Below are 15,632 nucleotides of genomic sequence, written 5' to 3'. Positions count from 1 at the left end.
GCAAGTTTATTAAGGCTAGCAGTTTTTGAACTTAAATCATCTTTAATAGCTTTAACTCTATCTTGTTCTTCTTGTAGCTTTTGGCTTATAGCTTCTAAAACTTTTTTAGCTTCTTTTACTTCTAATTTTAATTTTAGTTTTAGGTCATCTAATTTAGCTTTAGCTAGTTTTTTATCTAATTCAACAGCTTTGGCTAAAACTTCATCTAACTTAGCTTTAGCTAAAGTTAGCTTGCTTAAAGAATTAGCTTTATTAGCTAATTGAATTACTTCCTTGATTTCTTTAATTAAGGCTTCTACTTCTGTAGCTAATTGTTGTGCTTCTAGTTCTTTGACTTGTTTTTTACCATCTAATTTATTTTTTTGCGCTTCTAATTTAGCTAAAGATTCATCAATAGATTTTTTAATGTCATCCAAATTAAGTTCATTTGCGCGTTTTGAATTTTCTCTTCCTGGTGTAGCTAGACTTTCAATTTCTTCAAGAGCTTTTTTAAGTTCATCTAAAGAATCAGCAGCATCTGTTTCTGTAATTAAAGTGTCTACTTGTTGTTTAAATCTATCAGCAAATTCTTTTAGAGCTTCTTTTTCTTGTTCAAGTGTTTGAGCTTTAAGCTTATCTTCTAGTTTTTTAATAGTTTCATTTGCCTTATCAATAGCTTGTTTTAGTTCATTAGCTTCACTAAAAGCACCAAAATCTTTTAGTTTTGGTTCTAATTTTTGCGATATATCTACTAATGATTTAAGTTCTTTGATTAGACTTTCAAATTCTGCTTTGGTATTAGCTTTAGAAGCTTTTTCAACTGCCTTATTAATTTTTTCAATTAAAGCTTTGGCTTCCTTTTTGATTTTTTCTAGATCTTTAATTTTATCTTTTTGCTTTTCTTTAGCAGCTGCTAAAGCATCTTTAGCTTCTTTAACAGTTCCTTTAAGTAAATCTTTATCTTTTTGAAGTTCAACTTTTTTAGTGTCACTTTTTAAAGTCTTAATACTTTTATCTAAAATCAGATCTAACTCTTCACCAATTGCAATGTGTTTTTCTAGTTTTTTAATTTGATCTTCTAAATCTTCTAAACTTAAATTCTTATTGACGTTAGTAATACCTGTTTTTAGGGCTTTAACTAACTTTTGGATATAATCTCTAAGTTTCTTGTATTGTTCATCAACATTAGCATCTCAAGTACTAGCTTCTCCACGTTCGTGATCTTTAATGTCAACAATAACATCTGGTTTGTCTTTATTATAGATGCTAGGTTTAGATTTTTTGCCATACTTAGCATATATAATACCAGCTACAGCTGCCGAAACAACTAGCACACTGGCTGTTGCTCCTACAATAATAGCTGTTTTCTTTTTCTTAATTGAGTTATTCATAAAACCTCTTTTTTGTTGTGTTTAAAATAATGCCTAATTATACCCAATTTCATATATATATATATATATATATATATTGGTGTTTTTAGAGGTTTTTTGGTGATTTTAGGGCACTTTTGGGAATGTTTTAAAAATAAATTAAGAATTTTCATTAATATTGAAAAAAAATTAAAATTTAGATTTATGTCTCCAAATCATTAATATAACTTTAAAATAAAGTATAATAATAGAGCCATGAGAACAGCAACCTTGTAAACTGGTCAGGATAGAGATATAGCAGCCATATCGAGAAGTGCAGTGTCTTGTGGTTTTTATTTATTATTAAAGAGGTTTTAAAAAATGCTTTGCACAAAACTACTTAGTCCAATTGAAAATATTAATGATTTTCAAATAATTCCAATGGTTGATATTGGTGATTTCGTTGTATATAAAAAAATATCAAATAAAGAATTTTTTAATTCGGTCAAACTAAATGAATTTTTAAAAATAAAAGAAAACAGCACAATATATATTGAACCTAATGAATTTTTTATTAGTTCAAATAAAGTGTTTAATGAAGAATTTGAAGCTGATAGTGACTTAGTTCAAGAAATTATTAATTCTAAATATTTTAATGAATTCAAATTAAAAGAACTAAAAAATTTGCAAGCTATTATCCAAAAAGAAGGTGAAAAAGGTTCTTTAATAACTATCGATAAAAATACTGATGGTACTTTTGAACCTTATTATGTTTTTATAGACCCTTATGTAGCAGAAGCAGAACTTAATTATTTAATAACTACACCTTTTATTAAAAATAATTTAGAAGCAACTGCCAAGGTTTATGAAAACATGATGATAAACCTAAAAAAAGCAAATGAAACCTTTTTAGATAAAAACTCTCAAGTCCATTATTTTGTTAACAATGTATTAATGGAAAATATTCAAAAAGTAATAAATGATATTGAAAATGCTAATTAAAAGAATATTAAAAATGCACCAAGCGACACAAATACTCGTGTTCTAAGTGCATTTTTTAATATTAACGTCTGTTGTAGTATTCAACAATTAATGACTCATCAATTTCTTTAGCAAATTCATTTCTTTCAGGTAATCTTGTAAATGTTGCTTTGTTTTTGTCGCGTGAAATTCATTGAGCAGTTTGCATAACTTCTAAAGCATCTTTAAGATTGACATTATTTTCCAATGAAGCTTTAATTTCAATAACTGAACCAGGTTTAATTAACATTGATGGTATATTTGCCTTGTGGCCATCAACTAACACATGGTTATGATTAACAAATTGTCTTGCTTGTGCTCTTGTACGAGCGAAACCTGCTCTAAATACTAAGTTATCTAATCTAGATTCAACTAATTGTAATAAATTAGTACCAGTAACTCCTTCTTTTCTAACAGCTACATTAAAAAGATTTTTGAATTGTCTTTCATTTAGACCATACATAAATCTTACTTTTTGTTTTTCATACATATGTAGTTGATAATCTGAAGGTTTAGATCTTCTTGCTCCATGTTGTCCTGGAGGAGTTGTTCTTTTTTTACCTTTTGTAAATTCTTTGTTATTTTCTAATAGTGATGTTCCATATCTTCTTGATTTTTTGAAAATAGAACCCAAAAATCTTGACATATTTTTCCTTTCAATATGCAAAGACAAATTAATAATTCTTACTTATATTTTTTTCTCTAATGATTTCGGCTTACAGCTTGCTTACTTTCAAATTTAAATGCAAAGAAAAAACATTTAAATAATATTATTATGCTGTGTCAATGCTTTAGAATTATAACTTATTTTAAAATATTTAAAAAAAATAAACCCATTACAGGTTTATATCCTTGTTATAAGTCTTAAACTGAGAAATCTAAGGCAAAAACTAAGCTTCAATATTTAATAAAGGTAAAGCATATTTTTTAGTAAATTTAGCCATGTATTTTTTAATTTTTTTAGCCAAGTTGCCTGAAGTTGATTTAGTTTCTTGAACTATAAAAATTAACATTTTTTGATGAATATCATATTTAATACCTAGTCATTCTTGGTCTTTAAAATTGAATTTAGCTATATATTTATAATTACCTTTCATTTGAGTTCTAATATCTTCAATAGAGCTAAATTTTATTTGCGCAATACTATCTTGAATAAAAAGTTTGGTTTCAAAATCAATTATATTTGAAGCATCGCATGGATAAGCAAAATAATTAATATCTATTTTGCTTGATAAATCAAGGTTTTGTTCACTAATGTTTACATAACGCATTTCTTGTGTTTTGTAGTAATTAAACATATCAACTAGAATTGACAGTAACACAAAACCATCATAACCATAGTTTTTATTAGAAGCTAAAAAAACGTTATAGTCTTCATCAAAATACAATAAACCAGTATTTTGATATATATTTTTGTAATCAATAGTTCAATTACTTTTGTATTCCAATTTATAACGAGAGGCCATGCTCTCTATATTTTCTTTTTTAACAAATCTTGAACTATATATTTTTTTAATTTCTACAAAATCTTCATTTGTTTTAGAATAACTGTTTAAAAAAGATAAATAATTAACAATTAAATCGCTTATATCTAATAATTCATATTCAATTGACAATTTCTTACTAAAGTTACGTCTGTAGGTATATAACTTTTTATAATCATAAGAAAACTTTAAAATGTATTCAACATTTTTTAATGATGATAAATGAGCGATAGAAAAATTAATTTTTTGAGGTCTATTTTCTTTTAAATGTTTTTTAATAACAGTATAAGCAATATCATTTTTTCCAAGAATTTTTTTAACAAAAGTATTTTGAAGTTTGGTGTTTAATATACCTATTTTTAAAACATGATTGGCATTCTTTGTGAAATTCTTTTGCAATATATAATTACTATATTCATTTAACATTTTCTTAAAATCTAATTCTTCAGGGTCATCATGAAACTCTGTTACATCAGATATGTTTATTTTTTTATAGATTTCCATTACATTTTTTAAAATTTCATTTGGTAATTGCTCCCCACTTTTAGAAAAAAAACTAAGCGCGTAATTATTGTTATCATATTTTTTTATAAAAATAGCAAAAGAAAAGTCCTTTACTAAATCGAGACTGTATTTTAAAAAACCTTCATGAATTGGGGTGTTTTTTTCAAATACATAAGCTTTGTTTTGCTGGCAACAAATTACATCAACCATGGTATTTTCCAACAATGGCATAAATTTGTTTGAACCATCATTAGCTATTAAAAACTTAAAGAATTCTAGGTTTTTTGCTTTTAAAAAATTTAGCATTGATTGTATTATTAATTTAATTGTTATTTCATTAAATTTATCAAATCCAGAACCAATTTGACCAATGATATTATTATCTTTTAATATAAAAGATATATTTTCTTTTTGATCTAAAAAAGTCATAAAATCAGGAAATAATTTTACTTGGTGTTTCTTTTTCATATAAACCTACTTAATAAGCTTTAATAGATAATCAATAAAATTATCTATTGCTTGTTTTGTATCCATATTTTTTTGGGCGCTAGAAACTAAAGAATCAAAAACGGTTTTCTTTAAAATGTTTCTAAAGCTAGCACTTTTTCAATCTACCGGATCTGAAAACGGAACTAAATCTTTATTAATTATATTATTTAAAATTACTTTGTTTGCTTTGTTATCATTATTTTTATAATTATCATATATATTTATAAAACTTTGAGTAGGATAAACATATCCTAAATTTAAATTAAGAAATTCAATCGGAGAAGCTTTTATATTTTTTTGGTTTAGTTTTCAATCATATATATTCTTATTGTCATACAGTCAAGATAGAAATTTTTTTACAATAATGTTTTTTGATTTTTTATTAGATGATATAGCACTAAGAAATTGGCCTTGCAAGAAATATGATTTATTTAATTGATTAGTGTCATATTTAAGAGGTGTACTTTTTATAATTAAATCTTTTTCATTTTCTTTAAAATATTCAGATTCATGCTCATATATTCTTGAAGTAATTATTGTAAATAATTGGTTTTTTAATTTTGTTATTGAAGTGTTTTTATTGTCATAATCTACATTGAAATTTTTAAGCTTTAAATTGTTATATAAATCTTTTATTACATTAGAAAATTCAATGTTTTCTTCTGTGTTTTTCTTAAATACTTTCTGATATTCCAATTTATTTTGTCTATCATACTTTAAAAAGTAATTTGAAAAATCTGAATTATTTTTTTTGAATATGGTTTCAAAAATATAATTCTCAATATGTTTAAGAAATAGAATATCAAAACCTCTTGTTTTAAGGGATTTATTAATGAGTTCACAAAGTTTTTCAAAATCTTTTTGATTGTCAAATAGTTCTTCATTAATCTCTAAATCTCACTGTCTTAATGTATCAATATTAAAGTCTGTTATTGAGGCTTTGTCTAATAAATTTAAATCATAATAACTTGTAATTATTGATTTTATATATGCATCTTGTGTCATATTTAAAATGTGTTTGTTTTGAATATTATTATTCTTTGCAAAAACATATAAAGAAAATAAATAATCAGCTAATATTTTTTTATTAATAATTAAAATCTGAGAACTTAAACCTAAAGGTAAATTATATATCTTATTTTCATTAGCAATGCCAAGGCGGTTGTTGTAGTCTAAAATGTGTTTAGGTAATGAAGTATTAGCTGCTATATTACTTAAATCCACTAATCTATTATATTTATTAATTAAAGGCACAACTGAAGGATAAGAAACAACAATAGAAGGAAGGTTTTTATCATTAGCCATAAGTTCTAACGATAATTTATAATTTATTTGTCTAGGTGAAAATGAATTTCTCAATATTATTTTATTTTGTTTAATTTCAGATGAGTATTCTGAATTAAATTTATTTATAATTTGTAAAAATGTTTCAAATTTGTTATCTTTTGTACCTTGATAATAAGGTATTAAAACACTTATTTCTTCCTGTTCTGCTACCTGGCATGCGGAAAGTGAAGCAGATAAGGGTACTAAACCAATTGCAAGGCTTAACAGGTTAATCTTTTTCATTTTTATTTAATATTTAGGCGAGAAGATATTGCTTTGGCAGCAATAGTTCCATCTCCGGTTGCAGTTGTAATTTGTCTAATATCCTTAGCAACTACATCTCCAATAGCAAAAATATTCTTTTCTCTAGTTTCCATATTCTTGTCCACAACAATAAAACCTTTTGAATCAAGTATGCTTTTATTTTCAATAAAAGCGGTAGCAGGTTTATAGCCAATATAAGGAAAAATGCCTTTTATATTCATTTCAGTTATTTTGCCATTAATGTTAGCAATAATGCTTTCAACTTTTTCATTGCCATTAATAGTTTTTATTGTGGAATTTTCATGAACAAAAATGTTTTTATTATTTTTTACGTCTTCTACAAGTTTTGCTTCAGCACGTATTCCGTCTCTAACAAATATATGCACCTCAGAAGCCAACGAAGATAAATAATTAGCCTCTTCAAAAGCTGAGTTACCCCCTCCAATAATAGCGCAAGGTTGATTTTTAAATAAAGCACCATCACATACTACACAATATGAAACGCCTTTATTATTAAATTTTTCTATATTTTCTACATCACTTGGCACTAAATTTTTCATTCCGGTAGCAATAATTAAAGCTTTAGCAAAATATTCTTTACCATTATTTAAAATTACTTTCTTTTCTGTTTCACTTATGCCTTGAATGCTTACTACATTACCCATAATTTGCTTTGCACCATTATGAGTTGCTTGATTTAGCATTTTTAAAGATAAATCTATGCCATTTATATAATTAAAACCTGGATAGTTTTCAATCTTTGATTGTAAAACCATTTTTCCTCCAGGAGCATAGCTTTCAATAAAAGCTACATTATGATTATTTCTAGCTAAATATAAAGCTGCCGTTAAACCTGCTGGACCAGCTCCAATTATTAAAACATCATATTTATTATTCATATCTAATTTTCTCCTTTAATTTATTGTTTGTGAAATTAAAAACGTTAGCGCCAATTATGCGCTAACATTTGCATTTAATTGGTCAACATTTGTTTCAGCCAATCTATTTAGTTTTTTGCTAACAAGCAATTTTCTATTATCTTTTGGTTCATAAACTATAAAATAAAATAGTTTGTGTGTTCATTCTTTTTGGAATCTATAAACTTTGTAAACATTGTATTTTAGTTTAATTACAAATTCAAACATTACTAATAAAACTAATCCAACAACAATGTATAGTGCTGATATTACTTTATAGATATTGTAGCTTTCTTGACGTAATGGTTCCATACCAAAACGAACTATACCATAGTAAACTATGTATAAAGCACCAGTTGTACCAGGTCTTAGTCAATTATAGTAGTTTAAAATTCATACTAATATTAGATATCCAACTAAGTTTGCAATTGATTCATATAAGAATAATGGTAGACGATAATGTCCTCCAATAAACATATGTTGTCTAATTGTTGGAGTTAATATTCTAAATGCCAATGAACTTTCTGACATTATTTGACCATAAACTTCATGGTTAGCAAAGTTTCCTCAACGTCCTATTGCTTGACCTATTAAAACGGCTGGCAATATAATTGAAAAAGCTTTCTTTAAATCAATTTTCTTTTGATTTTTTGAAAATACAATATATAGAATACAACATATTGTTGATGTGATTACTCCACCATGAATTGATAAACCACCTTCTCAAATGAAAAACATTTTATATCATGGTCCATTAACTCAACCTTTATGTTCAATTAATTGTTGAATAACAAATACAAATCTTGCACCTATTATTGCAGTTGGCAAAGCAATAAAAACCATTATAGATAATTGTTCAAATGAATATTTTTCTCTTCTTCAAAAATATAAAACAGTTAAAATTGAGGCAAGCATTCCAAGCATCATAGTCAAAGAATATACATAAAAAGGACCTACTCTAAGACTAACATTAGCTCAATCTTTTGGTTGCATTCACACCCCCTTATTGTTGTTAATTATAAAAATAATTAAAAATTTAATAGTTATATTATATTTTAAAAACTTAATTAATTAATTAAATGCCAAGAATTTTCTTAAGGTATTGGCCGGTATAAGAGTTTTTTATTTCAGCAACTTGCTCTGGTGTGCCTGTTGCAACTATCTCTCCGCCGAATTTTCCGCCTTCAGGTCCTAGATCAATAATGTAATCCGCACACTTAATTACATCTAAATTATGTTCTATAACAATAACTGTGTCTCCATTATCAACAATGCGATTTAAGACATTTAAAAGGTTTTGAACATCATATGAATGAAGCCCTGTAGTTGGCTCATCTAATATGTATAGTGATTTACCAGTAGGTTTCTTTTGTAAATAAGTAGCCAATTTAACTCTTTGAGCTTCTCCACCTGATAATGTTGTAGCATTTTGACCTAATTTAATATATCCTAGACCTACATCAATTAGAGTTTGAAGTTTTTCTCTAATTTTAGATCTCTGAATAAAAAATACATAAGCTTGGTCAATTGTCATATTTAAAACATCACTAATATTTTTACCATGATATTTAACTTCTAAAGTTTCAAGATTATAACGGTGCCCATCGCAATGGTCACAGGTTACATAAACATCTGGTAAAAAGTGCATTTCAATTCTTAGTACTCCATCACCTTGACATTTATCACATCTTCCACCTGGAACATTAAATGAAAATCTTGACCTACTAAAACCACGTATTTTAGCTTCTTCAGTTAAAGCAAAAATATCACGAATGTCATCAAAAACACTTGTATATGTAGCCGGATTAGACCTTGGCGTTCTACCAATGGCACTTTGATCAATCCGAATTAATTTGTCGATGTTTAATTGGCCTGTGATTTTCTTTTCATCTCTTACATCATATTTAGTATTGTTTAAAAATTGATTTAAATAATAAGCTAATTCATGGTTAATAAGAGAAGATTTACCAGAACCTGAAACACCTGTCACAGCGATAAATTTACCTAATGGAAATTTAGCTGTAATTTTCTTCAAATTATTAGAAGTAGCATTCTTAATACTTAAAACTTTTCCTGAACCAGATCTTCTAGATTTTGGCACAGAAATCTTTAGGTTTTGAGCTAAATATTGGCCTGTAATACTATTGGGATTTTCCATTATTTTTTTCAAAGAACCAGCAGCTACAATTTCACCACCATGTTCTCCGGCTTTTGGTCCAATATCAACAATGAAATCAGCTTGTTTTATTGTATCTTCATCATGTTCAACAACAATTAGCGAATTGCCTATATCAACCATTTTTCTTAATGAATTAAGAAGTTTTTCATTATCTTTTTGATGAAGACCAATTGATGGTTCATCTAATACATAAAGGACTCCTGTGAGGTTTGCTCCTATTTGAGTTGCAAGTCTTATTCTTTGAGCTTCTCCACCTGAAAGTGTCTCAGCTTTTCGATTTAAAGTTAGATATTGCAAACCTACATTTATTAAAAAATCAATTCTATGGTTTAGTTCAATTAATATCAGGTTGCTAATTTCTTTTTCAATATCTGACATCTTAATGCTTTCTAAAATTTCTTTTAGTTCATCAATTGATTTATTGCACATTTCATATATGTCTAAGTTTTCAATTTTAGTTGCTAAAGCATATTTATTTAGTCTTTTGCCATTACAATCTGGACATTGTGTATCAACTAAATATTTTGACAAATATAATCTATTTTCATTTGAGGAAGTATCAAAATATTTTCTTTCAATTTTTTCACATACACCTTCAATATGTCTAGAACGTTCAAATCTATTTCCACTTTCAGAAACCAAAGTATAGGTTATATCTTGGTCTGAGCCGTATTTTATTATATCAAGATCAAATTTGCTCAAATCCTTCATTGGTGTATCACGATCAATATCATAAAAATTAAGTAGCTTTTCGAATTCCTGTCATTCTAAATTTTTTGTGTACATAAAATTTTTATAGAATAAGATAGCACCTTCATTAAGAGTTAAATTATCATCAGGACAAATTAAATTTCAAGATGCTTTTTGTAATTGACCTAATCCCTTACATGTTAAACACATACCATTGGGTGAATTAAATGAAAATAAACGAGGTTCAATTTTTGGCATATTAAAATCGCCATGCTCACAGCTGTGGTTAATTGAATATGTATTTTTATACTTATCTAATACTTCTATTGTAACTAGCCCGTTTGATTGTTCTAAAGCAATCTCAATAGCTTCCGCTATGTCTGATTTTTTTTGTTCAGCATTATTCAAACTAAAACGGTGAATAACTAAATCTATGTTTCATTTTTTATTTTTGTCCAATTGAATATCATTTTTTAGTTCAAAAATTTCATCATTGATTTTAACACGTAAAAAATTGTCTTTTTTAAGTCTCGCCAACGTTGTAGCATGCGAACCCTTTTGATTAATTACAATAGGAGCTAAAATATAGATTGTTGAGCCCAGCTCTTGTTCCAAAACATAATTAATAATATCACGGCTTTTTTGAGCTGTGATTTCTTTATTATGGTTAGGACAATATGGCTTTCCAATTCTTGCATATAATAATCTTAAATAATCATAAATTTCAGTAACTGTTCCCACAATACTTCGGGGATTATTATGAACTGTTTTTTGTTCAATAGAAATAGCGGGACTTAGACCTTCTATGCTATCAACATCAGGTTTTTTTGTTCCACCTAAAAACTGTTTTGCATAGTTAGATAAACTATCAACATATCTTCTTCGGCCCTCTTCATAAATAGTACTAAAGGCTATTGAACTTTTTCCTGAACCTGATAGACCTGTAAAAACCACAAATTTATTTCTAGGAATTTCTAAATTGATGTTCTTTAAATTATTTTCTCGAGCACCTTTTATAACAATGTTTTCTTTCATATTTTAATATTATATTGAAAATATAAAAAAATATAATTCCAAAACAAAATATCTTCAGAATACAAAAATGTATTGTTCTAAAGGTATTTATAATTTGAAATTATAATAAGTTTTTTTCTTTTAAGGCTGATTCAAAAACTTTAAGTTGATTATTAAATATTTCTTGCATTTTATTAATATATTTTGAATCAATTTTACTTTGAGAATCGTTTTCGAATTTAAAGTTTTTTAGTCTATTTAATCACTCAACATGTCTAAAGCTAACATTATCTAAAAATTGTTCTCAAAAACTATCATAAAATTTGGGCTTAATGTTTAAATAATTATTTAAATAAACCATTGCTTCGGTGCTTTTGTATAATGGATAATCAAACACTAATGATCTTCCATTATCAAAAATTGGAGCATTTGAAATTTTTTTAAGGTTTTCATTTTCAACTAAAATTCCAATATTGCCAAGGTGTCTATCGATATTCAAGATAATGGCATCAAAAACCATTAAGTCTTCTAATTCTTCTTGGCCGTATATATTTTTTACAGTTTTAAGAATATTGCTCTTGCTTGTTTCATTATAATTTATCAATCAAGAAATTGGAATAAAAGATATATTTTCATTAACGAAGTTTTTAGAAACTGAATATCACTTTTTTTCATATTTCATAACCTTATATTCAAGCGTTCTAAAGTTTTCTTTTCCAAATAATAAACTGGCAACCTGGTAAGCTAAATATTCACTTTGGACATCATTAATTGAAATTTTATTATACATATATGAATTACACTTAGCTAAATATGTTTGATTATCTTCGGCAAATCAAAATTTTTCCATATCGCCAACTGTATATATATTTGGTGAGGGGCTCGAATATTTTTTTTCTAATCCTTCTTCAAAATTTAAATTAAAATTTGCAAAATAGTTTTTGTCTGCTCATTTTAAGTCTTTTTTTTCATATGGAACTATTCAAAAGCCATTATTTAAATTTAGACCATAATCATTTAAATAAAAGCTTAGTGGTTCTTCGTTATTTTCAATTTTAATTAATCTTTGCTTAGGTAAAATGTTTTCTGAAAAAAGAATTCCATTAAAATGTAATGAATCAAAAGCCGTATTAGATTTTAAAAATTCAAATTCTTTTTCAAAAACAATATTTTCAAATAAGTAATTTTCTTCATTTCAATCTAAACTGAGGACATTTTTATCTTTTAGTTTAAGAATAAATTTTTGCATTTATTAATTAATTTCTCCAGAATCTTCATTATTATCTTTATCTGATTTTTCATCATCATTTTTATCATCAAAAGCTGCTTCTAGTTCTTTTTCTAGAATGCTATATACTGAAGAAAGTACTTGTTCAGTGTCCTCAGGTGAAATGCCAAATTGTTTAGATTCATCTTCAAATCCTGATTCTAAATATACCTTCATTAAATTTTTCATTTGGTCAATAGTTAATTTTTGACCTTTTGAAGCTTTTAGAAGTTCATCTACAAATCTTTTTTGTAATTGTTCTATATTTTTAAACTGGTTTTTGTATGCATTATTAAATTCTTCGTAATCGCCTGAAAATAGTTTTTCAAGATCAGGATTATTTTTTATAATTGATTCTGCATTAAATGTTTCTTCATTTTTATCCATATCAGCTACTTCTTTACTAGCTGATTTTTTTTCTTCCATTTCATCTCTTGTATAAACATAGTCTTCATGAGGATCATAATCTACATTTTCATCATCAGGAACTAAGCCTAAATTTATTTTTGAATCATAAATTCTATATCATACTGTTTGAAGTTGTTCAATGTGTTTTCTATTTTCAAAAAGGTTTGTTTCTAGTGGGATAGTTCTTAAGTCTACTCTATTCAATATAAAAGAACAAAGTGCATCAATATCCATTTGGTTAGTATCAATATCTATTGGTTTTCTTTTAGTTGTCATTACTTCAAATAGTGCTTTATCAAATTTTTTAGCTAATTTTAGACCTAATTCTTGCACACTAAGAGCAATATCATAATCCATTATTCTTACTCAATTAGTTTCAAAATTCTTAAGTGCAGCTTTTTGTCTGCTACGATATTTTTGAATACTTACTGGTTTGGTGGTTGCCACTAAAGCTGGATCAGTGATTTGTTTTATTACTACTTTAAAAGATACAATTGAAAAATCTCTTTGAATAGAAGAGATAATAAATTCATTTGCCACTTTCGTTCTTGGATTTAAATAAGGATACAATGGACTATCAATATTTATAGTTGTTTTTTCTTTATCAATTCAATCGCGACATGCAATGTTGTTATCATTGAATGTTACTCATGGAATTTGTGTAATTTCAAAAAATCCAAAACTTTCTAAAATGAGTGATGTTAGTTCATTAAATGTTAAATTGTCACTAAGATATAAAACTAGTTTTTTATTTTCTTTCAGTATTCTTAGTGTTTCCATTTTTTCATTATCAATCGGATTAATTAAATAATTAACTGATGATATTTCAAATTCATAATTTTTTCCTAATCTGGTAATTACCATATTATTTTCCTCCCTTTAAGAAATCATGAAACATATGTTTTCTTGCGATATTTTTTAGGCGATATAAGTAATCTAATATTGCTTCACCTAGACCATTTTGAACAACATCGCTAGTAAATAGCTTTGCTGTTTGTAATGGTAGTTTTGTTGAATTTGCCATTGCATATGAGTAATTAGTTAATTTTAACATAGGTAAGTCATTATTACTATCTCCTATTGTCATAACTTCATCTAATTTGACTTCATCATTTTTATAAACATTCTCAGTCATTCAACGTACTGCACTACCTTTGTTTATGTCTTTAGCATTAATTTCAATATTACAATATGTAACAATGGCTTCAATATTGTCTATGTGTTTTATATATTCATACATTTTTTGTGGATATGTAGTTGATAGTGGATAATCAATTGAATATATTTCTATTTTAATTGGATTAATTTTTTGTCCATTTCATTTCTGTGGAATTTTTTTAATATTATCTTGTGATATAAAATGATATTGAAAAATTTCTTGATTAAATTCAGGCAGCTCTTTTAAATAAAAATAATTATTTTCATCTCAAAAAATCATTTGAAATTGATTCTTGCTTGCTATTTTAATTAATTCATCCAGAATTGAAAAATCTATTGTCCATGTTTTAATTATTTTTTGGTTTTGAACATCATAAATTTCAGCTCCTGATGAACAAATTAAATATCTTGCATTAATTTTAGAAGCCAATTTTAACATTCGTTCCTGGACAGGATTTCCTGTGCAAATATTAAAGTCAGCTCCATTTTCTATAGCAAAATTAATATCCTTGCAAGTTTCTTCTAATAAATTGAAATTTCTATAAATAGTTCCATCCACATCTGAATAAATGACAGGTTTTTTGTTATTGGTTAATTTATACATTATTTATAGTTCCTCCTTTTAGTATTCAAATTAGCTTTCTTTTTTCTTTTAATTAGATACATTATCAAAACATATAATAAAAGTCAGGTGATTGCTATTGCAGGAACTACATAACTCACAATTCTTCAAGCATTAGTGCTCTTTTTTGTTTTGTCATATTCTTCATTATAAAACCAATGACCATACAATGGAATTTTTCTTTCTGAATATTTTTGCAAATCAGTAATTTGCGAAGCTTTGGATAAATATTGTTTTTCAGTTAATCAAATTCAAACTAGTATAGCTGATTCTGGTCGTGGCAGTTTTTGAGACCTTAATATTAATATAATTTTTTTATCCTCAGGTTGATTTTCATTATACTTATCAATTTTATTAAGCACTTCATGTGATATATAATCTTTTTTTAAACTATCAACATCAATCGCTTTAGCTTCCTTAGAACTGAGATTTCCTGTTTGATCATTTAATTCTATTTCATTTAATGATTTCAAACTATCGTCTTTGCCAAATTCAAAGAACGTTTCATATGTATAATCTTTATAATTTTTGTTTAATTCTTTAATTTTTTTAGATAAAAGAAAATCTTCTCATTTTAAATTATCGACATCTTTTTTAATGTCTTTAAACTCGGCCGATTTATTGTCTGATTTCAAGGTCTTTTTTGCACATGAAACAACAACCACTGGACTTAAAAGCAATGGTGCTGATGTAATTGAACTAATTTTAAGTAATTTAGTAACCTTGTTTGCCATAATAGTATATTTAATTTTATAATAATATATAACTAAATTACCAAAGATAAGAAAACTTTAACCAATTTGGATTTAAAAAACAAAAAAATAAGCCATTAAACATTAAACATGTCCCCTATTAGTGGACAAATCAATTAAACCTTTCTCATGTAATGACACGGAGAGAGGTTTTTTAGTTTAATTTGTATTCTAATATTATTATAGTAATTTATAAAGTCAGTAATTAGC

The 15,632-nt window shown here is 26.3% G+C and carries 13 protein-coding genes and 1 other RNA gene; 2 read left to right on the top strand and 12 right to left on the bottom strand.

Annotated features, from left to right (window positions below; genetic code table 4):
* Positions 1–1,370, bottom strand: a 1,370-nt coding sequence (locus tag OF364_RS02830) for a hypothetical protein (protein ID WP_263774115.1), incomplete at its 3' end; no start/stop codon positions are given.
* A gap of 224 nt (positions 1,371–1,594) precedes the next feature.
* Between OF364_RS02830 and ffs the strand changes: the two genes are divergently transcribed.
* Together ffs and OF364_RS02820 are read left to right on the top strand one after the other, a co-directional pair.
* Positions 1,595–1,690, top strand: an RNA gene (gene ffs, locus OF364_RS02825) — signal recognition particle sRNA small type.
* 19 nt (positions 1,691–1,709) lie between these two features.
* Positions 1,710–2,330 carry a hypothetical protein gene (locus tag OF364_RS02820; RefSeq protein WP_263774114.1) on the top strand — a complete coding sequence of 207 codons (621 nt, stop codon included), beginning with the start codon at positions 1,710–1,712 and terminating at the stop codon, positions 2,328–2,330.
* A gap of 61 nt (positions 2,331–2,391) precedes the next feature.
* On the opposite strand, the gene rpsD is transcribed toward OF364_RS02820, so the two are convergent.
* The 11 genes from rpsD to OF364_RS03090 all read right to left on the bottom strand — a co-directional run bounded on the left by rpsD (position 2,392) and on the right by OF364_RS03090 (position 15,616).
* Positions 2,392–2,994 carry a 30S ribosomal protein S4 gene (gene rpsD, locus OF364_RS02815; RefSeq protein ID WP_205851521.1) on the bottom strand — a complete coding sequence of 201 codons (603 nt, stop codon included), beginning with the start codon at positions 2,992–2,994 and terminating at the stop codon, positions 2,392–2,394.
* A gap of 244 nt (positions 2,995–3,238) precedes the next feature.
* Positions 3,239–4,804 carry a hypothetical protein gene (locus tag OF364_RS02810; protein ID WP_205851522.1) on the bottom strand — a complete coding sequence of 522 codons (1,566 nt, stop codon included), beginning with the start codon at positions 4,802–4,804 and terminating at the stop codon, positions 3,239–3,241.
* Positions 4,805–4,810: 6 nt separating this feature from the next.
* Positions 4,811–6,394, bottom strand: coding sequence for a hypothetical protein (locus tag OF364_RS02805; protein ID WP_263774113.1), 1,584 nt, complete (start codon positions 6,392–6,394; stop codon positions 4,811–4,813).
* Positions 6,395–6,396: 2 nt separating this feature from the next.
* Positions 6,397–7,314, bottom strand: a complete 918-nt coding sequence (locus OF364_RS02800) for an NAD(P)/FAD-dependent oxidoreductase (protein WP_205851524.1) — start codon at positions 7,312–7,314, stop codon at positions 6,397–6,399.
* A 54-nt stretch (positions 7,315–7,368) separates the two neighbouring features.
* The gene (gene lgt / locus OF364_RS02795) at positions 7,369–8,325 is read right to left on the bottom strand and encodes a prolipoprotein diacylglyceryl transferase (protein ID WP_205851525.1); all 957 of its coding nucleotides are present in this window, start codon (positions 8,323–8,325) and stop codon (positions 7,369–7,371) included.
* An 82-nt stretch (positions 8,326–8,407) separates the two neighbouring features.
* Entirely contained in the window at positions 8,408–11,236 is a 2,829-nt protein-coding gene (uvrA, locus tag OF364_RS02790; RefSeq protein ID WP_263774112.1) for an excinuclease ABC subunit UvrA, read from the bottom strand.
* Between the two features lie 100 nt (positions 11,237–11,336).
* Positions 11,337–12,464, bottom strand: coding sequence for a HipA domain-containing protein (locus OF364_RS02785; RefSeq protein WP_263774111.1), 1,128 nt, complete (start codon positions 12,462–12,464; stop codon positions 11,337–11,339).
* A 3-nt stretch (positions 12,465–12,467) separates the two neighbouring features.
* On the bottom strand, positions 12,468–13,754 hold the full coding sequence (locus tag OF364_RS02780) for a hypothetical protein (protein ID WP_205851503.1): 1,287 nt from the start codon (positions 13,752–13,754) through the stop codon (positions 12,468–12,470).
* A gap of 1 nt (position 13,755) precedes the next feature.
* The gene (locus OF364_RS02775) at positions 13,756–14,652 is read right to left on the bottom strand and encodes an HAD-IIB family hydrolase (RefSeq protein ID WP_263774109.1); all 897 of its coding nucleotides are present in this window, start codon (positions 14,650–14,652) and stop codon (positions 13,756–13,758) included.
* Positions 14,652–15,404, bottom strand: a complete 753-nt coding sequence (locus tag OF364_RS02770) for a hypothetical protein (protein ID WP_263774108.1) — start codon at positions 15,402–15,404, stop codon at positions 14,652–14,654. The genes OF364_RS02775 and OF364_RS02770 overlap by 1 nt, the downstream gene beginning before the upstream one ends.
* A 134-nt stretch (positions 15,405–15,538) precedes the next feature.
* Positions 15,539–15,616 (bottom strand): IS3 family transposase, encoded by a 78-nt coding sequence (locus OF364_RS03090; protein WP_373422514.1) that lies wholly within the window; start codon positions 15,614–15,616, stop codon positions 15,539–15,541.
* Positions 15,617–15,632 lie beyond the last annotated feature (16 nt).

It is taken from the genome of Mycoplasma enhydrae (assembly GCF_025779955.1).
GTDB classification, from domain to species: Bacteria; Bacillota_I; Bacilli_A; order Mycoplasmatales; family Metamycoplasmataceae; genus Metamycoplasma; species Metamycoplasma enhydrae.
The sequence above is the reverse complement of the archived record's forward strand: the minus strand, read 5'-3'. Positions and strand labels throughout refer to the sequence as shown.